We start from the raw sequence: 22,789 nt of genomic DNA on the forward strand, positions 1-22,789 counted from the left end.
CTCCTTTCCCGCGCGTAGTATTACAATACTTCTGCTTGTTTCTTTAACACGACGTCCGCTAAACAATCGATAAATGCTTCCGATGCGTTTGGCATCTCAGGGCGATAATATTTCGCTCCGATTTCATCCGTAACGATTTTACATTCAATATCATTGTCATATAATACTTCCAAATGCTCCGCTACAAAGCCAACTGGTGCATATACAAATGAAGTGTAACCGTACTTTTCATACAGTTCCTTCGTTAAATCTTGCACATCTGGTCCAATCCATGGATCAGGTGTGTTGCCGGCACTTTGCCAACCGACTGCGTAATTTGGAATTTCTGCACCACGAGCAATATATTCTGCCGTTTCATTTAATTGCTCTGGATATGGGTCGCCTAATGCAATAATTTTTTCCGGTAAACTATGCGCAGATACAATTAAAACGGCTTTTTCACGTTCGTCTTCTAGCATGCCGTCATAGATGCCTTTCACCGCATCTACCCAATACTGAATAAATTTCGGCTCTTTATACCAGCTCTCAATGCCGTGAATCGTTAAATCTTCAAGCTTCGCTGCTTCTTCTTGCGCTCGTCCAATATAAGATTTCACACTAAAAGTAGAATAATGAGGGGCAAGAACAAGAGCAATCGCCTCTTTTATCCCATCATGATGCATAGCTTGTACAGCATCTTCAATAAAAGGCTCAATATGCTTTAACCCAAGATACATATGGAATTCCACATCATCCTGCATTTCATTTAAACGCTGTTCTAGTCTTTTCGCTTGTTCTAATGTAATAGCAGCTAAAGGAGAAATACCACCAATTGCACGATAACGCTCTGTTAAATCCTGTAACATTTCAGGACTTGGCTTTCGTCCTCTACGAATATGCGTATAGTAACGTTCAATGTCCTCTTCTTTATATGGTGTTCCGTATGCCATAACAAGCAACCCAATTTTCTTTTTCATACCCCTAATTCTCCTTTACTTCGCTAACTGCTCTTTCGAATATTCATGAATAAACGCTGTTAAACGTTTTAACGTATCAGGATTCACCTCTGGAAATACACCGTGACCTAAATTAAAGACATAGCCAGGTTGTTTTATTCCTTGATCCAAAATGCCTTTTACATGCTCTTCAATGACATTCCATGGTGCAAGCAATAGCGAAGGATCCATGTTGCCTTGTACTGCTTTATGAATACCGCGCATGCGCGCCTCTTCAATTGGCAAGCGCCAATCTAATCCTACTACATCAAGCGGCAAGTCATTCCATTCGTTTGCTAAGTGACCTGCTCCAACGCCGTGCATAATCATCGGTACGTTCATTTCACGAACCTGTGCAAAAATGCGCTCCATTGCTGGTTTAATAAATATGCGATAATCTGCTACATTCACTGTACCAACCCAAGAATCAAACACTTGCACCGCCTTTGCTCCAGCCTGAATTTGTGCTTTCAAATACGCAATGACCATATCTGAAAGCTTATCCATTAATGCAAACCAAGCTTTTGGTTCTGCATACATAAACGCTTTTGTTTTATGATAGTTACGAGACGGACCGCCTTCAATCATATAGCTCGCTAATGTAAATGGCGCACCTGAAAAACCGATAAGCGGAACATCCAACATTTCTGATGTTAACAACCGAATGGTATCTAATATATATGGTACATCTTCTTCTGGATGAATTTCGCCAAGCTTCTCTACATCTTGTAAAGAACGAATGGGATTCTCGATTACTGGTCCAATTCCAGATTTTATTTCTACATCAACACCAATTGCTGGAAGCGGTGACATAATATCTTTATATAGAATCGCCGCATCGACATTGTATTGATCAACTGGAAGTTTTGTTACATATGCACAAAGCTCCGGGTTGTGTGTAATTTCAAATAAAGAATACTTTTCTTTAATCTTTCTATATTCTGGCTGAGAACGCCCTGCTTGTCTCATATACCACGCTGGTACATAATCCGTTCGTTCCCCTTTACATGCTTTTAAAAACGTCTCATTTATATTTCTTACCAAAGCCCTTGCTCCCTTCCTCACGAACACTTCAAACGAATCCTATTCGATAATTATCTTTTTTTACTATACAGCTTGTAAAAACAAAATGCATAACATTATGTATGTTGTTCATGAAATTGACACAAACGTTCGTAAAAACGCTCGTTATTTTCGGAACATTCTTATTATATCACAAGCAAAAACTACGGTTTAGCTACTTTTGTTTTTTCCCCTTCTCGATTTGTTTGCGAGTTATATGGAACAACGTAAAAGCTTGGTCTTGCAAATATATTAATAAATTTCACATCATATTCTCCAGTCCCTTTCACCGTTCCAATATACGTATGAACTCCATTCTCTATTTGATAAATTCTGTACATAACCCTTTTATCAGGAAGAGGTTTCCAGCTTAATTTTGCAGTGAATAAACCAAATGGATGAAAAGATAGTTTCGCTTCTAAATTTTCAATTTTCCTTAAATGAATGGGCTTACTAATCGTCACAACTCCTTTTGGTCGCTTAAATTTTTCTTTGTCCTGCACATGAGCTTTCGTTAAAATCTTTTTAAATAGCTCAGTAGCAGACTCACTTTCACCATATAACGTATGTTTTTTATCTGTACGATCATATCCCATCCATACCGCCCCTACTAAACTTGGCGTATATCCGACAAACCAAATATCCCTTACGCCCTCACGTTGGTTAGAAAGCGAAGTCGTCCCTGTCTTTCCAGCTAGTGCTCCTTTATACACTCCTGCTCTTGCTGTTCCTTCCTCTACAACCCCCTCTAACATTTTTGTCATATACCACGCAGTCTGTTTTGAGAAAATTTTCGTTTCCTCTTTTGGGGATTCGCCAATAATTTTCCCATGTCGATCGAATACTTTTTCAATGACATGCGGCTCAATAATTTTTCCATTTGATAAAAATGCACGATACATCTTCACAATTTCAAACGGAGAAACTCCTTCTTTTAACCCTCCAAGTGCGGCGCTTAAGCCTGAATCAGCAATGTGAATGTTTCCCTTTTCTAAATATTGCTTCCCTTCTTCTACTCCAAGTTCATGCAGTAAAGAAACCGCCGGAACATTCGCTGACTGTAAGAGCGCATCATACATCGTTACTTCTTTTGAATATTGATGATTATAATTTCGCGGTACGTATCCTTGAAACGCAGTTTTTTCATTCGTTAATAAAGAATACGGATTGTACCTCTTTGTTTCCAGGGCTGGCGCATATACAAGAAGCGGCTTTAAAACAGAGCCTGGTTGACGCTTTGCAAATACTCGATTAAAGCCTCTTGGAACATATTCTCTTCCGCCAATCGCCGCCTTAATTCCTCCCGTCTGATTATCCATTAATAAAAAGGCCCCTTGCACACTTTGGTCTCCCCCTGGGAAGTTTTTTTCATCTTGAAACTGATCATAAGCAACCTTTTGCATATTTTCATCCATGGAAACAACAAACGTATAACCGCCGCGAAGAACTTCTTGATGTGACAAACCATATAGACGTGCCGCTTCATCCACGACCATATCTACATAGGGCATATAGGCAAGCTCCTGTTTATCTAGATTTTTATATAGCGCAATGGTTTTCCCTTGATAACGAACGCTTTCCTCCGCTGTTATATATCCTTGGTTATGCATGAGAGACAAGACTAAATCACGGCGCTCCTTACTCTTTTTCGGATGTAAAAACGGAGAATATCCGCTTGGTGCTTTCGGAAGCCCAGCTAACATCGCTCCCTCTTCAACAGTTAAGTCCTCTACATTTTTATTAAAATACATTTTAGCTGCGGATTGAATTCCATATGCACCATGACCAAAGTAAATATGGTTCATATACATTTCAAGAATTTGCTGTTTTGTATATTTTTGCTCGATTTGCAGTGCTATTGCAACTTCTTTCAACTTGCGTACAAATGTTTTTTCATGCGTTAAAAATACATTTTTGACGAGTTGCTGTGTAATCGTACTGCCTCCTTGCACTTTCTCTCTCGCTAGAAGATCCCGGTACACCGCCCTGAAAATGGAAGGATAGTCAATGCCATGATGTTCATAAAAGCGCGCATCTTCTACTGCAAGAAATGCTTGCTGCACATGTTTTGGAATTTGCTCAATTGGCACAAGTTCTCGATTTTCTATATATAATTTTGTAATTTCTTTTCCTTTCTGATCAACGATACGTGATGAAGAGTGGAAAACCAACTGCTTTTCATCCATCATATAACCACCAGCTAACACAATCAGTTTATAGATTACGATTGCAACTATAAACACTGCTACGCCGCTTATTACAGTCCACTTTATTTTCTTCATACTTCGTCCTTCTTTCCAAATGATGGTACATTTATTATTTGAAAAAGACCCTTCTTTATGTATATATTCTTCGAAGTTTTTGGTAAGAGTTGCTATAATAAAAACAAACTTATGAAGGAGGCACCAAAAATGAAAGCTATCATTTCATACGAAACACCTCTAGAAAAACCACATTTTATCGCTAAAAATAATGAAAAAGATATGTTTTATAAAGAAAATATAGAAGAAACGGTAGAAGGAGCACTCCAATATGATGTACTCGATGCAGTCGGGGAATTAAAAGGACAAGCCGGTTTTATCGTTTGCAACAATATTTCTGTTACAGATGAAGGGCGTCCTGTTTTTGAAAATCGTTTCAAAAACCGCGCCGGGCTGATTGAAAACGAACCTGGTTTCCAAGCGATTCGCGTTCTTCGCCCATTAAGTAACGATACATATGTCATTATGACAATGTGGGAAACCGAGCAAAACTTTAAAGACTGGACAGAATCTAGATCTTTTGAACACGCGCATAAAAAACGTCCGGCACAAACAAATGCAGAGCCGCAAAAAAGTATCTTTTCCAGACCATCTTTTGTAACAACATTTCAAGTACAAGGGTAACAATCTAGTTAACTTGCAATATGACGAAGAGATGCGCAGTACATGAAATTATATCGGCGGTTTCACACCTTTTATCGGCGATTCGACATGAGATAACGACTCTTCGACAAAAAAAGACGAAAAAAAGATCACCCTCCTCACGAGAGGGTGATCTTTTTCGCTTTCTTAAACCAATCTTGCATCGCTTCCGCATCTTTCATCGTCGTATGTTCTAATTTATAATGATGTCCAGCTACTGATGAAGCAATCGCAAATGTCATCGAGCATAATTGATCTTTTCGCTGAAAGAACGTTTGCGTCTTAGAAAATGATTGTATATGTCTTCTGCGTATTAATCCTGTATGTTTTCCAATCGTTCTCGATACAATCGTCAACTGTTCATCATCCAATGCATATCCACCAGCTGTGAACGATTTATAGCCTAGCCATGTAAAAAGAGCAAATAACGGAATTAATGTGAGAAGTGCGAAATATTTCTCAAAATATATTGATGCACCTGCAATCGGAATTGTAGCAACGAAAAAAACAATCCACCAACCAATCAAGTACCTTCTTAATGCAGCCTTTGGAAGCTTTATGACATTTGTTTCTAATCGATAAGGAAGTTCTAAATGTTCTAGTAAACCTGATACATGTGCCTTTTTCATAAGAGGATGAAGCGTTACACTTGTCTCCCCTTTTTCAACATTTTGAATGACTTCTGCATGAATGGAACAATATCCTAACAATTCGCGCAGCAATGTTTCTTTTACTGTAATGCCTTGAATACGATGCGTCTTTAAAACAACTTCCTTTTTTTCAAGAAGTCCTTGTGAAACTCGTATTTCATTTCTATTTCGAACAATTGTAAAATTCGCATGCTTCAGGGCGTAACGAATCGTTGATAAAATCCACGATAAAACAAATAGCACTAGCGCACCGTATATCCAAATAGAAATGGAGAAATCAAAACCCATCACATATTTTTTTACCTTTTCAACCATCCATTCCGGAGCATAATCATGTATCTTTGAAAAAATAAACAATAGGATAGAAAATACGAGTCCAAATTCACCAGAAGTGATAGAAGCGAAAATAATTTCCTTCCATGTGAGCTTATACTCAGATGAATTTTCTTCTTCTTGTACGACTACATCCATTCTTTTTGTAGATGTTTCCACATTTAAAAGGGAAATGAGTTCTTTTGCTTCCTGAATCGTAATACCAGCTAAGCTTACTTCCGGTTCTTCCCCTCCGCCTGCTGCTTCAATTTTAAGCTTTGTTAAACCTAACAATTGATATAAAATATGTGAACTTGTATGAATGGTTTGTACACGATCTTTATTTAAATAACTCTCTTTTTTAACAAACATTCCGTGTTTAATATGTAGTACGTTATCTTTCACCCAGTACACTTTGTAATACCAATGTATAACTGAAAAAATAATTGTCCCAACAAAAATGGCAATCGGGATCATATACCAAAAGGCAAATTTTCCTCTCAAACTGATTAAAGGAATGATTCCTGGCAGTAGATGTGAGATTTTTAATTCTAATAAAATCGTGATCGGATGCTGCCTCTTATACATCCTCATCACTCACCTTTGCCAGTTCTGAAATTTGACGTTTTAAGCGCTCCGCTTCCCGCATCGTTAACCCAGGTATTTTATGAGCCGTAGCAGCAGTTGAAATTTGTAGTTCTGCCAAACCATGTTTTCTCATAATCGGTCCTTGTTCAATCGTTACATGCTGAACGCGTATCATTGGAACTAAAACACGCTTTACAATAAACATACCGTGCTGAATTTCAATCTCTTCTTCATTTAATTGATAACTATGATATCGCTGACGCAACTGTGGGAACACAAAATAATCGAGTGGTGCATAGATTAACGCTCCAATAAATAGCACACCAAAAAGCCAGCCCCACCAATGAAATTGAATCATAAAAAAGAGATAAGCAAGAACAATTGCTGTCAGTACACCTGCTCCAATTAAAGCATGAATTTTCCAAACCTTCACCATATCAGGATGAATTTCATTTTCCAATGGCTGCATTTTATCACTCCAACTCTAGAAATCTATAAAATATATATTATTTTATTATTGTAATATGTTCTAATCGAACAAAACAAGGTAAAAGAAGTATTTTTTGTAAATATATTGTTTTATCTAATATCTCTCACAACATCGCATCTTTCCACACTTCCTCAAAAATTACATATAAAACCAAATAAACTATATAATTACATAAAATACTGTATAATAAAAAGAGTGAGAAATTTTAAGAAATAGAAAACGCGAATAGAAAGCCCCCTTTAGCCAAATAGCCAAAGGGGGCTTTCTATCTTCTAAAGAAATCAAAATTACTCTTTCATAAATTCCTTCGTACTTCTCACTGTATCAATTGGGCGAATTAATTTTTCTATTTCTGCACGTTTTGGCTCTAAGAATGGAGGTAATGATAATTTTTCTCCAAGTGTTTCATAAGGTTCGTCTCCCATAAAACCAGGGCCGTCTGTTGCAAACTCAAATAAAATTTGTGGTGCAACTCTTGCGTATAATGACTCAAAGAAATGACGGTTTACATAGCCAGATGTAGGGAATCCAAAACCACTCATTCGCTCAATCCATTCCTCTAATACGGAGCGATCCTCTACGCGGAATGCTGCATGGTGCACTGTACCATAACCTTGTCGTGCTTCAGGAAGAATCACATTATGTTCTACAATGACAGAAGCACCATTTCCTCCTTCTCCTACTTCGAATAAATGGAACGCTCCGTCTTGAGCAATCTCTTTAAATAATAGAACTTTTTCTAACATTTCTTTGAAGTAACTAAAGTTCGCAATCCGAACGAAAACAGGTCCTAAACCAGTAATTGCATATTCTAATGGAATTGGTCCTTTTTGCCAAGGTGTACCTGATTCCACCCCTTTATCAAATTCATCTGATATAAGTTGATATTGTTGATCATCAAAATCAGAGAAAGAAAGAGTTTTCTTGCCGAATTGCTCTTTAATTCCAGTATGTTTTACTTCTAAGCGATCAAAACGTTTTACCCAATATTCCAATGCTGCATCACTTGGTACTCGGAATGATGTCTTTGAAATCTCATTTGTACCGTGTACACCTTTTGGAATGCCTGGGAAGTCAAAGAACGTCATGTCCGTTCCTGCACTACCTTTATCATCTGCGAAAAATAAATGATACGTTTGAATGTCATCTTGGTTTACTGTTTTTTTCACTAAACGCATTCCTAAAACATAAGTGAAAAATTCATAGTTCTTTTCTGCACTACTTGTAATTGCTGTAACGTGGTGTATTCCTTTTAAGTGGTTCATTTTATATTCCTCCAATAGATTATTATTTTTCTTCAATAGGAGATAAGTTCGCTTCAATTTCCGCTCTTTGTTCCTCTAAAAATGGCGGTAAATCTAGTTTTTCTCCTAAATGTTCTACATCTCCATCAACTGTAAATCCTGGTCCATCTGTCGCAATTTCAAAAAGAATCCCGTTTGATTCACGGAAATATAAACTTTTAAAATAGAAACGGTCGACAATTCCTGAAGAATGGAAACCTCTTTGTTTTACTTGTTCTTCCCAATAAAGGAGCTCTGAATCATTTTTCACACGAATTGCTAAATGGTGAATACTACCTCGACCTGGTTTTTCAGAAGGTCCGTCCAAATATTTCACAACGATTTCTCCAAAGACTTCTCCTTTGATAGACTGAAAAATCGCTTCTTCATCATTTCGACTAACCTCTGTATAACCAAACATATTTGTCAATGTGCTCGCCATTTTATCAAGTCGACGCACCGTCATTTCCACAGAACCCATTCCTTGAATTTGGTGCTGGGCCGGAACTTCGGATTTTTCCCATGTTTCCCAATGTTCTACTTTTTCCCCGTTTGAAACGAGTAACACGAAACGAAGTCCTTCAGGATCCTCGAATTTCAAGGCAGAACGATTCGCATATGTTGTGATTTCCTCATGAGGCACACCATATTCCTCAAATCGTGCTTTCCAGTAATGCAAACTGTCTTCTGAAGGGACAAGTAATCCGATTCGGGTAATTGCGTTTGTACCGCGGTATGTTTTCCCTACTAGTGGAATTTCAAAAAATGTTAGCTCCGTACCTGGACTCCCTGTTTTATCTCCGTAAAATAAATGATACATTGACGGATCATCTTGGTTTACCGTCATTTTCACGCGGCGTAAACCAAGCACATGTTTATAAAAATAATTATTTTCACTTGCGTTTTTTGTAATCATGGAAATGTGATGATGACCTTTAATTTTATACATCGATAGTTCCTCCATTCTCGCTTTACTAATCAAGTGATAACGAAAAAATAACATGTATCAAAAGCAATCCCTTAATTTTCTAATTTATGTTCAGTATGTTTTTGTAGCTTAGTCATGATCTTATATAATGTTTTTTGTTCATCTTCTGTTAAGCATTCATTGAGCATAGACGTTTGGAAGTTAAGTTGGTGTTCAAATACCTCATGTATTTTTTCTTCTCCTTTTGGAGTAAGAGTAATCCATTTCGTCTTCCAATCCTGCTTACGCTGTATATATCCCTCTTGCTCAAGTCGAGTGAGCATACGTGAAATTCCGCCTTCTGACACCGTTACTTTCGTAGCTAGTTGACTTTGCATGAGCGGCTGATAAATAGAAACCTGATTTAATACATCGAACTGAGCAGCAGTAATATGAAACTGTTTTAAAAACTCATTCGATAATAAATTACTTTGATGTGTAAATCGAGCAATACGAAACCAAATTAGTGAACTGAGTGTACTCTTTCTCAATATGGCTCACTTCCTTTCGTTACTATCACTTTACACCTCAAGTGAATAAAATGCAAGAAAAAAATCTCGAATTCGAGATTTTTTTCTATCCTTACAAAATTTATCGGCGATTCTTACACAGTTAACGGCGCAACTTCCTGTTTATCGGCGATTCCGCTTTATTTATCGGCGCTTCGACACAAGTTATCGACCAGTCGACAAATTTCGCTATCTCAGCACTACGAAAACCCCCTTTTCACAAAGGGGGTTCCTCAAATCTCCTGCAAAAGACGGAAACGATAACAATTCATCGTCACTTCTCCGAGCCGCCCAAGCAGTTGATAGTTTGCGTATGCTCCTACTGGGGCGCCGATGACTGGGACGAGCTGAAGCATTTTTGCTAGGTCGATATAATCGCGATATTCTGTTTGAAACTTCTCCCAGTTCATCTGATTTTCTTTTTTCGTATCCCACGTTTCAATTGCTTTCCATATATCTTTTCGATGCTCATCACTTGAAAAAGCAAGCTGAAATACATGGAGAATAAAGAGACGCTCTTCTTCTTTGTTCGTATCAAAACCATAAATCGTCGCCGCATCAAATAAAAATTTAATTTTAATACTAAGTAGAAGCGGAAAATCAGCAAGCCCTAAGAAAAAACCACCTGCTCCTGTGCCCGCTCCTTCTGCCGCAGCAATTTTTTTATACTCATCCAGTTTCTTTAAAACTTCTTCGTCTCTTCTTTGCAAAGACCAATCTGTTTCTTTTAACTTCGGTTTGATGAAGTTTGATCCAGCACTAATTCCCTGTACCATCTTTTTAATTGTTTCTGTTAATATGCGTTGCACTTTTTCAGGAATGAACTGCTGAACTTTTGTCTGTACTTTTTTGGAAAAACGCGCCATCATAGACGAATCTTTCAACATTGCCTGTTTCCACTGTTGCAATTCTTTTATGACCTTATCTTCATATGCAGTCATACGTTTCTTCCTTTCAGCTTAATCGTTCAATGCGCTTTGCACTGTATTGATTGACAAAAACAATGCTAAAGGCGATGCTAACGACAAATAAAATGCAAGTCATGATTATATCTTTTGTGGCAAAGGCGAATAGAATCGTAAATAGAACGCTGCCGCTACATAAAATCATGCGCAGTAGGCTCAGAAAATCTTTTTTCTTCTCTTCTATCCCTACCGGATATAAGTCCAGCCAAATTTTTAAGCGATGATGTTTCCAAAGACTGAGTAGCTGATAACCGATTAAATATAAAAAAACAATACTTACGATGAAACGTCCGTATAAAAACGGAATAAAGTAAAGAAGAATACCACCAATTGCCAGCAAACGAATATACAAGCCAAAATAGTTGCCTGATCTTAAAAAGGTACGCGTATATAAATAAAGATATGTACGTTTTTCACCGATAATAGAAAGAACAAAATCAAGCCATTTGCGGCGCGCTACTCGTTCTTTCAGCGCCGGAACATCGACAAACATATTCGCAATGCGATACAGAAGCATCATTTTCTTTCCTTCTTCAGCAATTAAATACTCCCAATTCATCGGTTTTCTCTTTACCATTTGATGAATCATAAGTAAGTAAATCACCATGACAGCTAAAACGAGTCCAACAGAAATGAGTGAAGTATGCTCAATAAGAAAATACACGAACAAGCCGTTACATAGAAAACGAATGAACCAATCCGCGCGCTGCATATTTTGATCTGTTAAAAAGGATTTTTCCCATGTGACAAATAAATTCCACGCTTTCACGAACAGAAGTATGACTACAATCCATATGTAAGTCCCGCCCGTTTGTTTCATTTGTTGAAAATATAACGGTGCAAGAGCGGCTGCTACAATTGCAATGACATAAAGATGCATCATAAATGTAAAGAAGAAGGCTTTCGTAAAGTACGGTTTTAGTTTTTCCTCCACCGGAAGTAAATACACAAGATCCGCTTCTTTTAACAGCGTTTGAATCGATCCTACTGTCAGCACAAATCCAAGTACAATCCCTATCACAATTGCTGTCTCAAATGACGGCGTTAATGTTTCTAGCCATTTCTGGTAGTAAAATGCTCCTGCCCCAATAATAAATACAAAAATAAACTTAAGATGATCGTTAAAAACATACTTACTATATGTACGAACTTCCTTTAAAAAATGTCTAAATCGCTCTTTCCATAACGCCGTACTATTCATAGTCTTCTTCCTTTGTTAGCGCAATATAAATATCATCTAGCGTTGCACCTGGCATATTGAATTGCGTTTGAAGCTCTGATAACGTTCCTTTTGCTCTTACTTCCCCTTGATGCAAAATAATAAAAGAATCACAATAACGCTCAGCTGTCGCTAAAATATGCGTACTCATTAAAATACCCGCGCCGCTCTTTTTCATCTTGTCCATCATTTGAAGCAGCGATTGAATCGCTAAAGGATCGAGTCCAACAAATGGTTCATCAACAATATACAGTGACGGCTCAACAAGAAATGCGCTCATAATCATAACCTTTTGTTTCATCCCTTTTGAAAAGTGAGATGGGAACCATTTTAAACGGTTATTCATGCGAAATTCTTTTAAAAGTTTTCTAATGCGCTCTTCATATTGTTTTTCCTCTACACCATACGCCATCGCCGTTAACTTTAAATGCTCCTCTAACGTTAACTCATCATATAATACAGGTGTTTCTGGAATAAACGAAAAACTAGAGCGATATGCCGTCATATCTTCCTGAATTGTTTTTCCATGAATGGTAACCGCGCCTTTTTTCGGTTCCATTAAACCAATAATATGTTTAATCGTCGTACTTTTCCCTGCCCCATTTAAACCAATTAAACCAACTAATTCACCTTTCTGAACAGAGAACGAAACATCTTTTAAAACAGGTCGTTTCGTGTACCCTCCTGTAACATTTTCTACACGTAGTAACTCGCTCATACGACACCACTTTCTTCGTTATAGTTATTCTCTTTCCTAAGAATTGTCCTATATTCATCTTACCAAAAATCACAACATCCTACATAGTCTCGATTTCTGCAAAAAAATTTTCTTTTCTTTACATATCTTCTGTAAAACGGGACATGATAATGAGTGAAGAAGGAACACATTGAAAAAGCAACCACCAATTGATGACGATAAAAATCATCATGAAATGGGGTGTCCATCATGGACAGCGAAAATTTACACGATCCAGATTGTACGTTTTATTTTAGAAACGGGGTGTCTCGAGGAGAGTCGGTACTGTTTTATAAAATAAACAATTTCATTTAAGCTAAGATTGCAATTTCATTTCTTCGTAAATGGGGTGTCTACGGCAGAAACTTTAGCCGAATTACCGTGCATTTCTTAAATAAATGAGGTGTCTGCGAAAGGTAAATTATAAACAATGCTTTTTCAATCCCTCTTCAGAAAACAGGAAGCTGAGTCAGCTTCCTGTTTTTCGTGTTTGTTCTCTTATGTAATTATGGTAAAATACGGCTAAGACTACTTGAAAGGATGAAAACAATGAATCATACAGCGGATAATTGTATTTTTTGTAAAATCATTGAAGGACAAATTCCGTGCTCAAAAGTATATGAAGATGAGCATGTACTTGCATTTTTAGATATTAGCCAAGTAACAAAAGGACATACACTTGTTATTCCGAAAGTACACAAGCAGGATATCTTTGCGTTAACACCAGAAATCGCATCGCACATTTTTGCTGCTGTACCTAAAATTGCAAATGCGATTAAGGAAGAATTTAATCCAGTTGGCTTCAATTTATTAAATAATAATGGTGAAAAAGCTGGACAAACTGTATTCCACTTCCACCTTCATTTAATTCCACGCTACGGTGACAACGATGGTTTCAGTGCTGTTTGGAAATCACATCAAAATGAATATACAATGGAAACATTACAAAATATCGCAAGTACCATTGCAAATCGTGTAAAATAATTAAGGCTAGAAAAAGACATAAAACATAAAAGTACATAGCAAGCCAATTCCTCCAAACGACATATATTGCATGGCTTGTTTTTTCACCCAAAATGCTGGAGGATATGATCTTTTTTGCTTTACAAATAAAAGTAAATGCATAGCACGCACAAGAAAGAAAAGACTTATGATAAAACAAAGAGTCGTCATGATTTTCACTTTTCTCCCCCCTTGTCTTAAGCATATGCATACTTTTGTACATCATGAATAAGAACAAAAAATAAGGAGGTCTCCTTTTATGTCAAAAGCTAAATCCTTTCTAACAGGTGTTATTTGTGGCGGAGCTGTCGCTGGACTAGCTGTTCTCTTTTCCACTCCTTCTTCTGGTAAAGATATGCGCAGCAAACTAAAAGAAAAAGGCGGCGATATTAAAAAGACGCTAGCTGATATTACTGCTGATACAAAGCTATTAAAACGCCAAATTGTTGAAACAGCTTCAGAAGGAAAAGAAGTCTTTCAAGAATTAAAAGAGGATATGCAAGATACGCTTTCTTCTTGGAAACAAGATATTTCACATAACAAACGTCATATCGAGCAAGAAATTTTAGATATTCAAAGATCGATTGAAAAATTACAACAAGCCGTTCCAGAAAAAGCGTAAAACATATGACATGTGTAGTTTTTTGCATATAACAAATATTTTGTATATCGTTTGAATCTCACGCGACATATCAAATAGATATGTCGTGTTTTTATGCATTTACAATATCTGTTAGCCTGTACCACGTAAGATGATACCGCAATTCTCCTCTTGAAACCCCTTCTACATTTATGCATGATTTGCACATACACATACTTTTCCGAAAAATTTTAATAATTCTCACAAAAGTACTTTATTAATTTTTATTTTACTGGCATAATAGATACTAATGAAGAATGTTAAAGTGGGTGAGTAAATGAAAAGTGGAGAAAAAGACTATTCGATAAAAGAGGCAATGATCTTTAGTCAGCGCATTGCTCAGTTATCGAAGGCGTTATGGAAATCTGTAGAAAAAGATTGGCAACAGTGGATTAAACCTTATGATTTAAACATCAATGAGCATCATATTTTATCTATCGCTTATCATTTAAAAGGAGCTTCTATTTCAGAGATTGCTAAGTTTGGGGTTATGCACGTATCAACCGCATTTAACTTTTCTAAAAAGCTCGAAGAACGCGGCTATCTCGTATTTTCTAAAAAAGAAGATGATAAACGAAATACGTATATTGAAATTACAGAAAAAGGGGAAGAATTACTACTGAAGTTAATGGAGGAGTATAACCCTGAAAATAATTCTGTCTTTAACGGCGCACTTGCCCTTCGCAATTTTTACGGGAAATTCCCGGAAAATATCGAATTAATTGCGATTTTAAGAAATATTTACGGACAAGACTTTATTGATATTTTTGAGAAATCATTAGAAAATATTGAAGAAAACTTTACAGAGCAGGAACAAAAATTAATTAAAAAATAAGCCGGATTATCTTTTCGCTATGATGCGTAAAAATTCTTCCATAAGCGGCTGAAATAATCCTTGCTTTAAAAGCGCTTCTGCAGTTTCGGTTACTTCGAGCTGATGTGGAAGCGCTTTTTCGAATTGATCTAAGAGGGCATCAAACAAAAGTAAACCTTCTTTTTTCTCTTCTACATATTGATTGTTCAATCCTTCACAAAGATTAAGTATACGTTCAACATCCTTTTTACGTGCTTTTTTCTTTATAATTAAAGAATAAAATGGACACTTATCTTCATCAATCATTCGAAAGAGAAGTTCTACATAATATTCAGCTTGTTCTAGTCTTTTTACAACGTCCATTTTCTCCCTCACTTTCCAACCAAAGTCTTCTATTTCTGAATTTTATAACACGAACAAAATATCGTATGATACAATATATAAAAGTATATGTATTTTGGCCAAAAGGAGGTATCTCCTCGTGACTCTTATAGAAATCGTTTTTGTCACATTTGCACTTATTGTTCTATTCTATACGAATTTCATGACACATACACTTTGTGTTCAAAAACAAATATCCGAGAGCCGCCAACCAGGTGTGTTTCGGATTATGAATGTATGTATTACGATTCTATTAATTTCTAGTTATATAGAAATTATATTTCATTGAAAGTGAGGAAGGAAAGCCCCTTCCTCACTTTTTTCCTCTATAAACAAATTATACCTACTATAACTAATAAAATAAACAGTACAAGCAATAAAATAAGCATGGAATTCATTCTTCATCCGCCTCCTCCTTTCTTTATATGCACATGTGCCCAAAAGTGGTACCCGTTGCGAATCTGACAATTCCCTTAAACAAATAGGCAATTTTTCTTTATCAATAGGAAAAGACCTCGAAATATGATATATTAAATTTTGTACATATTGCCTATACTATTATCAAAAAATTATCTGCGGCCAATCTTTATCCTCAGCCCCAGTAAGCGCTGTTCAGTATGCTTTTTTACATCGTAAAGAAGGCGGTAAATCAGTGAAGCTTAACCTTGGCTCTTTTGAACAAACATCATGTTGTTCATTTGTGCAGGATAAATGAAAAATACATAACAGTAGGAGTGTTTATTGAATGAAGAAAGCTATGCTTGCCTTAGCAGCAACAAGTGTAATTGCCTTATCAGCATGTGGATCATCTGATAAAATCGCAACCTCTAAAGCTGGTGACGTAACGAAAGATGAACTTTACGCATCACTAAAGCAACAAGGTGGGAAACAAGTTTTACGCAACATGATTGTTGAAAAGGTATTTATTAAAAACTACAAAGTTGATGACAAAGACGTTGATAAAAAATACGACGAATTTAAAAAGCAATACGGCGATCAATTTGATACATTGTTAAAACAACAAGGTATTAAAGAAGAAACATTAAAAACAAGCGTACGTGCTCAATTAGCTCAAGAAAAAGCGGTTGAAAAATCTATCACTGATGAGGAAGCAAAGAAGAAATACCGTGATAAACGTGTATTCGCAAAACATATTCTTGTAAAAGATGAAGAAACTGCGAAAAAAGTGAAAGAAGAGCTTGGACAAGGTAAATCTTTTGAAGATTTAGCGAAACAATACTCTGAAGATCCAGGATCAAAAGAGAAAGGCGGCGACCTAGGTGAATTAAAACCAGGTACTCTTGTAAAAGAATTTGAAGATGCTGCTTTCAAACTGAAAAAAGATGAAGTAAGCGAGCCTGTAAAATCTAGCTTCGGTTACCACATTATTAAAGTAACAGACATTAAAGATGCAAAACCATTCAAAGAAGAAAAAGCAGCACTCAAGAAAGAAATCGCTCAGCAGAAATTACAAGATCCACAATTCTTAAACGAATTCCAAAATAAAGAAGTGAAAAAAGCGGATGTGAAGATTGAAGATAAAGACTTAAAAGATATCTTCGAAACTCCAAAAGCGGAAAAAGAGAAAAAATAATGAAAAAAACCTGCCAGGTGAGCCTGGCAGGTTTTTTTTCATACTACAGTCGCTTTATCCACTTATAAAAAAAGCATCCAGCAAAAAGCTAGATGCAGATAAAAAACACACGGGAAGATGCAAACTCTTCCCCTAACCCGTATGCTATTATAACAAAAAAACGATAAAAAAGTATAAAAAATTTTAATTTCTTTTGAAATATAATAGATTTTGTCGTTTATCCTCACTCTAAACGTTTCATTTGTGCGGAGACGCTGTTGATGAAATGATTAAGATAACGTTACTTTATCTTTCATCAACTTTCGTCTTCCTTTTCATATACTTCCTTCTCTCATCATCCTGCTATCGTTTATATGATTGCTCCTTCTTTAAAAAAATGAGATTAACATGTAAAATTGTCATTTTTAGAGGTAATTTGCACTTGTTTAAGTTTTATTTTTCCTAAAGTCAAGTAATATATCTAGGGAAAATATGTTTGTACTATTTTGTACTTTTCAATAAAATATAAATGAAGTTATAAAATATTGAATCGAATCATAAATGTGCTGACAATAACGAAAGGAAATTTTATTCGTTAAAATAATAGAGGCGGTGTATCATGGCAGAATCGCAAGGGGAAATTTTAAATAAAAGTATAAAATTTGGAGAAGATATTCTTGCCACATTGCATGTGAGAAGTGATTTTGAAGTTGAACAAAAAGTTGTTTTATCTCTTTATAGACAGTTAATTGAGCAGTGTAACGGCTATTCCGTTTTAGCGAATCAAAAATTTTATGATTCATCTAAATTACTAGTAAGACCTTTTGTTGAAACGTATTTATCATTAAAATATATTCTTCAAGATAAAAATAAAATTCAAGACAGAGCAACAAGTTATTATATAGGTTTTCTGAAATATCATGAAAACTTGCTATTAAATGCGAAAAAGAATAATTTTATGAATGTACCTGAACATGAATTAAGAGAAGATCTATTTGAAATTCAAGTATTATTAAACGCAGAAAAATACAAAAGAATTCAAAATGAATGGAAAAGAACAAAATTAAAGCTACAATTAGAATATGAACCTAAATGGTATTCGTTGTTTTATGGACCTCGATCTATAAAAGAATTAGTTCAAAGAGTAGAAGAAAAGAATGAAATGAAATTATTGTATACTTTACTATCATTAGATGCTCATGGCTATCAAGCGGTCGAAAACGCTCTTTATAATAAAAATATAGACATTACTCCTCTATATTTAAAACCAATTAAACACGTTAAAAATAATGAGTTTGAAATAAATATGATTGAAACTTATTTAAATCGCGCAACATTTGAAATTGTTATGTACATAGTTCCGGAACGTTTACACGTATTTTCTCGTTTTTACAAGGATATACAAAATACACCTAATGAGTTCATACATAATATACTAAAAAATATAAATACAGAATCGCAGTAAAATTAGTAGCTAGGTGTTTTAACCATAATTTTGTCTTTTTGGGCAAACTTATGGTTTTTTTATTGTTTGGAATTTACATATAGAATTTTAATGATAATATATATCGATATATATAGTTTTACATATTTTAATTTATTATTTTTAGGAGGTTATATAATTAACATGGTATTTTGTTATTTTTTCATTTTATATTTTTGTACTGTAGCATTTGGGATTCAAATGGTTTACTTTGCAGAGCCACTTTTCACGATGTTTTTCGCTCCAGATTCAATAGAAATCTTTCTCTGTATGTTAATAATGGCTAGTATTTTATCTATTCTATCATCTATAATTTTACACTTTATTTATATTTGGAGATACGATTCGGAAATATTCTTGACGAAGTTTTATCGAGTGCATTTTTTAGTTACCTATTTTTCAGGAGCTTTTTCATTAGTCATGGCCAGTGAAAAAGTTTTAAAGGAATGGGGATTTAAGGGAATTATAGTAAATGAAAATACAAAAGTAACGTATCTTATCTTATTTTTCATTGCTGTATCAAATAATGCTTTTTATAAGGCTTTTGAAAAGATGCTTACTGAAAAACTTGAATTTATGAAAATAAAAATTCAAGTTAGAATAGAGAAAATAAAATTTTAAAGGAATAGTGTAATTCAAATTAGAGTAGATTTTATAGTTTAAGTAATAGGAAATATTTAGAATTAAAAATGCATATAATCAAAATAGAAAAAAGCAACCTTTATTATTAAGAAGGTTGCTTTTTTCTATTTTAAACATTTTAAAATAATGAATCTGTTCTAAAACTCGTCCTTTTCTGGACACGATATTTTTCGTTTAAAAAATAACTATATGTTTTGCTCATTTTTTTCCTCCTTTCCCGTTATTTCTCATAAACCTTTAAAAATCGAGATATTTATATTATACCTATTTTAAATTCTAGAAAACAATTTATTTATCAATCATTCTCTTTAGTATTAACTTCAATTATTTTAAGAGATAGTTTTTGTTGAAAATATCAGTAATTCTATACAGTAAGTAATAACGTTATAATGCAAAATATAATTTGGAATTGGTGCAAATTATCTCTAAAAATGACATGCAGACTGATAGAATCATAGTTAAGAGCGTCTCATAAGACTTGTCTCGAAAACGAGGTGATATTTTGCGGAAAATCGGTTATATACGTGTCAGTTCGACTAGCCAGAATCCTTCAAGGCAATTTCAGCAACTCAACGAAATAGGAATGAATATTATTTTTGAGGAAAAAGTTTCTGGAGCAACGAAGAATCGTGAGCAACTTCAAAAAATGTTAGAAGATTTAGGTGAAGGTGACATTATTTATGTTACAGACTTAACTCGGATCACTCGAAGTACGCAGGATTTATTTGAATTGATTGATTTAATACGAAGTAAAAAGGCAAGCTTAAAATCACTCAAGGATTCATGGCTAGATTTATCAGAAGATAATCCATACAGTCAATTCTTAATTACGGTAATGGCTGGTGTTAATCAATTAGAGCGCGATCTTATCCGTATGCGTCAACGTGAAGGGATTGAGCTGGCTAAGAAAGAAGGCAAGTTTAAAGGCCGGTTAAAGAAATATCATAAAAATCACGCAGGAATTAATTATGCAGTAAAGCTATATAAAGAAGGAGGTATGACTGTAAATCAAATTTGTGAAATTACAAATGTGTCTAGGGCTTCATTATATAGAAAGCTATCAGAAGGGAAACAATAATCATTCCTTATTCCGTTAAAGGGCCAGATTGTGGAATAACATTTTTATTTGTTTCGTGAAGATTGAGAAGAGATGTACTTAACGAACAGTCGTTTAGTTTAATAAGTTGGGAAGTAATGAAGTACCGAAAAAATAACTGTACCACGAAATAGTGCGATAATTGGGCTTAGAAACAAGTCGATAAATTAGAATTTGTAATGGAGATTATTTATATTTTGTGCGGAGCGCAACTTTGATAGCAGAAAGCAAACATTAGGTGATAAAAGTCAAAGCGTCAATCCGTTAAAATTTAATGTATACTTTAAAATGTGAGGTGAAGAAATTGTGACAGACAAAAAAATCACAGTACAATTTACGATGCTGACATTTTGCATAGCCTATCTTGTGTCAGGTGCTTTGATTGCTCTTGGGCAATTCGGATATTCGGTTCACAATTGGGTTCACTCGTTACAGCAATTCGGGATGAATATCCCTTTTGCAATCTATATTTTGTCGCCCGCTATTGCTTCATATATCGTTCTAAAGAAAAATAACAAAATAGCAGGTTTCAAGGAATGGTTGAGAACTGTTTTTTATGTCAAAAATAGCATATCTCTCTATTTGTTCGTTGTTGCAGGACTTGCACTGTATTTTTTGATACATATTGCAGTTTCAGGCCGCACGGAAATGGTGCTTCCATTTTATACGTTCTTCCTTTCTCTGCTTGGTAATCTTTTTATCGGTGGCTTGGAGGAAGCTGGCTGGATGTACATATTGCAGCCTGAGCTTGACAAAAAATACGGTTTTGTTTTGTCTTCTGTTTTTGTTGGAATCATTTGGATTTTATGGCATATCCCTCTCTTCTTCATTCCGGGGACGAATCACGGAGAGGGACTCATTAACTTTTGGATGTTTGCAGTTCAACTCATTGCGTTTCGGTTTTTCAACGGGGCAATCTACAAAATATCAGGGAAAGGCCGTGTGTTTATGTGCGTATTATTCCACACCATGTTCAATGCGGCATCCCCCATCTTCGGCACCATGACTATGACTTGGGCGGGAACCATTGCCGCAAATGCTGTGATTGTTCTTGTTTCAATTGTAACCGTTGTGATATACAACAAAAAGAACAGGCGAATAGTATAAGCATAATCCGTGTTCGTCAAATTCCAGTTTGTTGAATAGCCGTTTACATAAACGAAACGTCTTTGCAGGAGTGGCCAAGCTACGACTACATGAATAGCCCCCATTATCTAACAGGGGTGCAAATTAACCTATAATTCCCCTTTCTGAAAGAAATGTGATTAACATCAATGTATAAGATTGTGAAATGTTGTACTTAAAGTAACGGGTAGCTTTTGTGGAAAATCTGGCTGCCATTTCGGCGGCTTTTCTTAAAACGGGTGCTATAGTTGAAAAAGAAGTGATTTTAGGATAGAGATCCTATTTTAGTTATTCCATTAAAGGGCGCTTTAATTGAGTAATGAAAAAAGCTTAATTTCTTCGCATTAAATTGAGAAATTAGGCTTTTTAATATTGAAATTTCCTTAACGTTGTAAATTCGCATTTTCCTGACGCTACCCCATAAAGAAAAGACACTCTTATGAGTGTCTTTTGACTTAGTTTTTTAATTCTAGATTTTTAGAATATGACTTAGAAGTTACTCTATATTCGTCATCACTATATTCTACATCTACTGTAAAAGATTTACTTTCATCGTTTTTGACATGTCCTGTTATAAAAACAGTTTGAAAATCTTCGGGAGCAAACTGGTGTTCAGTAATTACTACATCTAAATTTTCTTTTTCTTTAAAATATTTAATGGTTGTTTTAGTAGCTTTCTCCACTATTTGTTCTTCTTTCTTTTCATCCATATTACAACCTCCTAAAATGATTAATAAGAAAATAATACTCAAATTAGAAAAAAATTTTTTCAATCCAATTCCTCCCATTAATGGTATCCTATATTTAGGATATATTAAATTTTCCGGGAGGGGAAATATTTTGAGTAAAAATGATGAAGTTTTAGATATAAGTTTTTATCAGTTATCAAGGGCTGCTTATCGCCCTGATAAAAACTTAGAAGAAGGTCTTGCTGTTTCAGCCCCTAATGGGAAGACGCTTCAAAAGTGGGATGTATCCAAAACATTCCATGATAAAGAAACAGGAATGGACGCTGTAGTGTTTGAAAGAGAGGTAGATGGAAAAACACAAGTAACGGTAGCTTTTCGGGGAACTGAGGGAGATAAAATTTTAGAAAAAAATTCTTTAGGACTCCTCATAAAACCGGGAGAAGGAATGAAGGATTTAGAAACAGATCTTGATTATTTTGTTACGCGTAGTAAAGGGGTACATGACCCAGCACCACCTCCAGTAGCAGGTACAGAAGGTTCTCATCCAGAAAAATACTGGAATGAAGAAAATGAAAAATGGGAATATCATAATCAATTTGAACAAGCTGAAAAAGTAATGGAAAAAGTCAACGAATACTATAAGGACAAAAATGTAGAAGTATATGTTACAGGTCATTCTTTAGGTG

26 protein-coding genes and 1 pseudogene are annotated in these 22,789 nt (G+C 35.3%); 12 read left to right on the forward strand and 15 right to left on the reverse strand.

Annotated elements, in window-relative coordinates:
- Positions 1-20: 20 nt before the first annotated feature.
- The 3 genes from hemH to MR063_RS17055 form a co-directional block, all read right to left on the reverse strand.
- Positions 21-956, reverse strand: coding sequence for a ferrochelatase (gene hemH / locus MR063_RS17045; protein ID WP_242200055.1), 936 nt, complete (start codon positions 954-956; stop codon positions 21-23).
- Positions 957-971: 15 nt separating this feature from the next.
- Complete coding sequence (gene hemE / locus MR063_RS17050; protein WP_242200057.1) at positions 972-2,018, reverse strand: uroporphyrinogen decarboxylase; 1,047 nt, start codon at positions 2,016-2,018, stop codon at positions 972-974.
- A gap of 182 nt (positions 2,019-2,200) precedes the next feature.
- Positions 2,201-4,318: a transglycosylase domain-containing protein gene (locus MR063_RS17055; RefSeq protein ID WP_242200064.1), complete on the reverse strand. Its 2,118-nt coding sequence runs from the start codon at positions 4,316-4,318 to the stop codon at positions 2,201-2,203.
- A gap of 129 nt (positions 4,319-4,447) precedes the next feature.
- Between MR063_RS17055 and MR063_RS17060 the strand changes: the two genes are divergently transcribed.
- Complete coding sequence (locus tag MR063_RS17060; RefSeq protein WP_242200067.1) at positions 4,448-4,921, forward strand: antibiotic biosynthesis monooxygenase family protein; 474 nt, start codon at positions 4,448-4,450, stop codon at positions 4,919-4,921.
- A gap of 137 nt (positions 4,922-5,058) precedes the next feature.
- Here the strand turns inward: MR063_RS17060 and MR063_RS17065 are convergent, their stop codons facing one another.
- The 8 genes from MR063_RS17065 to ecsA all read right to left on the reverse strand — a co-directional run bounded on the left by MR063_RS17065 (position 5,059) and on the right by ecsA (position 12,640).
- Entirely contained in the window at positions 5,059-6,489 is a 1,431-nt protein-coding gene (locus MR063_RS17065; RefSeq protein ID WP_242200074.1) for a PH domain-containing protein, read from the reverse strand.
- Positions 6,482-6,958, reverse strand: a complete 477-nt coding sequence (locus MR063_RS17070; RefSeq protein WP_242200076.1) for a PH domain-containing protein — start codon at positions 6,956-6,958, stop codon at positions 6,482-6,484. Before MR063_RS17070 ends, MR063_RS17065 begins: the two co-directional genes overlap by 8 nt.
- A 308-nt stretch (positions 6,959-7,266) precedes the next feature.
- On the reverse strand, positions 7,267-8,244 hold the full coding sequence (locus tag MR063_RS17075) for a ring-cleaving dioxygenase (protein WP_242200082.1): 978 nt from the start codon (positions 8,242-8,244) through the stop codon (positions 7,267-7,269).
- A gap of 22 nt (positions 8,245-8,266) precedes the next feature.
- Entirely contained in the window at positions 8,267-9,211 is a 945-nt protein-coding gene (locus MR063_RS17080; protein ID WP_242200083.1) for a ring-cleaving dioxygenase, read from the reverse strand.
- Between the two features lie 71 nt (positions 9,212-9,282).
- Positions 9,283-9,720, reverse strand: coding sequence for a MarR family winged helix-turn-helix transcriptional regulator (locus MR063_RS17085; protein ID WP_242142118.1), 438 nt, complete (start codon positions 9,718-9,720; stop codon positions 9,283-9,285).
- 251 nt (positions 9,721-9,971) lie between these two features.
- A complete protein-coding gene (locus tag MR063_RS17090) occupies positions 9,972-10,679 on the reverse strand; it encodes an EcsC family protein (protein ID WP_242200084.1) in 708 nt (235 codons plus the stop codon).
- A 13-nt stretch (positions 10,680-10,692) separates the two neighbouring features.
- Complete coding sequence (locus MR063_RS17095) at positions 10,693-11,904, reverse strand: ABC transporter permease (protein ID WP_242200088.1); 1,212 nt, start codon at positions 11,902-11,904, stop codon at positions 10,693-10,695.
- A complete protein-coding gene (gene ecsA / locus MR063_RS17100) occupies positions 11,897-12,640 on the reverse strand; it encodes an ABC transporter ATP-binding protein EcsA (protein ID WP_242142113.1) in 744 nt (247 codons plus the stop codon). Before ecsA ends, MR063_RS17095 begins: the two co-directional genes overlap by 8 nt.
- A gap of 169 nt (positions 12,641-12,809) precedes the next feature.
- On the opposite strand from ecsA, the gene MR063_RS17105 reads away from it, so the two are divergent.
- Both MR063_RS17105 and MR063_RS17110 read left to right on the forward strand, forming a co-directional pair.
- Positions 12,810-12,959, forward strand: coding sequence for a hypothetical protein (locus tag MR063_RS17105; RefSeq protein WP_242200090.1), 150 nt, complete (start codon positions 12,810-12,812; stop codon positions 12,957-12,959).
- Between the two features lie 248 nt (positions 12,960-13,207).
- Entirely contained in the window at positions 13,208-13,642 is a 435-nt protein-coding gene (locus MR063_RS17110; protein ID WP_242200096.1) for an HIT family protein, read from the forward strand.
- A gap of 6 nt (positions 13,643-13,648) precedes the next feature.
- Here the strand turns inward: MR063_RS17110 and MR063_RS22320 are convergent, their stop codons facing one another.
- Positions 13,649-13,831, reverse strand: a complete 183-nt coding sequence (locus MR063_RS22320) for a membrane protein YhzF (RefSeq protein WP_472926857.1) — start codon at positions 13,829-13,831, stop codon at positions 13,649-13,651.
- 88 nt (positions 13,832-13,919) lie between these two features.
- Here MR063_RS22320 and MR063_RS17115 point away from each other — a divergent pair, with 88 nt between their 5' ends.
- Both MR063_RS17115 and MR063_RS17120 read left to right on the forward strand, forming a co-directional pair.
- Positions 13,920-14,282 (forward strand): YtxH domain-containing protein, encoded by a 363-nt coding sequence (locus MR063_RS17115; protein ID WP_242200103.1) that lies wholly within the window; start codon positions 13,920-13,922, stop codon positions 14,280-14,282.
- 295 nt (positions 14,283-14,577) lie between these two features.
- Positions 14,578-15,135: an HTH-type transcriptional regulator Hpr gene (locus MR063_RS17120; RefSeq protein ID WP_242200105.1), complete on the forward strand. Its 558-nt coding sequence runs from the start codon at positions 14,578-14,580 to the stop codon at positions 15,133-15,135.
- A 6-nt stretch (positions 15,136-15,141) separates the two neighbouring features.
- Here the strand turns inward: MR063_RS17120 and MR063_RS17125 are convergent, their stop codons facing one another.
- Positions 15,142-15,477: a DUF1878 family protein gene (locus MR063_RS17125; protein WP_011983902.1), complete on the reverse strand. Its 336-nt coding sequence runs from the start codon at positions 15,475-15,477 to the stop codon at positions 15,142-15,144.
- Between the two features lie 118 nt (positions 15,478-15,595).
- On the opposite strand from MR063_RS17125, the gene MR063_RS17130 reads away from it, so the two are divergent.
- Positions 15,596-15,784 carry a hypothetical protein gene (locus MR063_RS17130; RefSeq protein WP_041809508.1) on the forward strand — a complete coding sequence of 63 codons (189 nt, stop codon included), beginning with the start codon at positions 15,596-15,598 and terminating at the stop codon, positions 15,782-15,784.
- 37 nt (positions 15,785-15,821) lie between these two features.
- Here MR063_RS17130 and MR063_RS22220 read toward each other — a convergent pair.
- A pseudogene (locus MR063_RS22220) lies at positions 15,822-15,893 on the reverse strand (YjcZ family sporulation protein); the annotation flags it as partial.
- 347 nt (positions 15,894-16,240) lie between these two features.
- Here MR063_RS22220 and prsA point away from each other — a divergent pair.
- From prsA to MR063_RS17155, 5 genes are all read left to right on the forward strand, one after another.
- Positions 16,241-17,089, forward strand: coding sequence for a peptidylprolyl isomerase PrsA (gene prsA / locus MR063_RS17135; protein WP_242200125.1), 849 nt, complete (start codon positions 16,241-16,243; stop codon positions 17,087-17,089).
- Positions 17,090-17,687: 598 nt separating this feature from the next.
- Positions 17,688-18,533, forward strand: a complete 846-nt coding sequence (locus MR063_RS17140) for a DUF5677 domain-containing protein (protein WP_242200128.1) — start codon at positions 17,688-17,690, stop codon at positions 18,531-18,533.
- Positions 18,534-18,695: 162 nt separating this feature from the next.
- Positions 18,696-19,172 (forward strand): hypothetical protein, encoded by a 477-nt coding sequence (locus MR063_RS17145; RefSeq protein ID WP_242200131.1) that lies wholly within the window; start codon positions 18,696-18,698, stop codon positions 19,170-19,172.
- Between the two features lie 523 nt (positions 19,173-19,695).
- Positions 19,696-20,271 (forward strand): recombinase family protein, encoded by a 576-nt coding sequence (locus MR063_RS17150; RefSeq protein WP_242200147.1) that lies wholly within the window; start codon positions 19,696-19,698, stop codon positions 20,269-20,271.
- A 324-nt stretch (positions 20,272-20,595) separates the two neighbouring features.
- Positions 20,596-21,396, forward strand: coding sequence for a CPBP family intramembrane glutamic endopeptidase (locus MR063_RS17155; RefSeq protein WP_016095252.1), 801 nt, complete (start codon positions 20,596-20,598; stop codon positions 21,394-21,396).
- A gap of 473 nt (positions 21,397-21,869) precedes the next feature.
- Here the strand turns inward: MR063_RS17155 and MR063_RS17160 are convergent, their stop codons facing one another.
- Complete coding sequence (locus tag MR063_RS17160; RefSeq protein WP_396021853.1) at positions 21,870-22,202, reverse strand: hypothetical protein; 333 nt, start codon at positions 22,200-22,202, stop codon at positions 21,870-21,872.
- A gap of 52 nt (positions 22,203-22,254) precedes the next feature.
- Here MR063_RS17160 and MR063_RS17165 point away from each other — a divergent pair.
- A partial coding sequence (locus MR063_RS17165) for an alpha/beta hydrolase family protein (RefSeq protein WP_472927039.1) occupies positions 22,255-22,789 on the forward strand: 535 nt, incomplete at its 3' end.

It is taken from the genome of Bacillus cereus group sp. BfR-BA-01492, from assembly GCF_022662815.1.
Classification (GTDB): domain Bacteria; phylum Bacillota; class Bacilli; order Bacillales; family Bacillaceae_G; genus Bacillus_A; species Bacillus_A cereus_BD.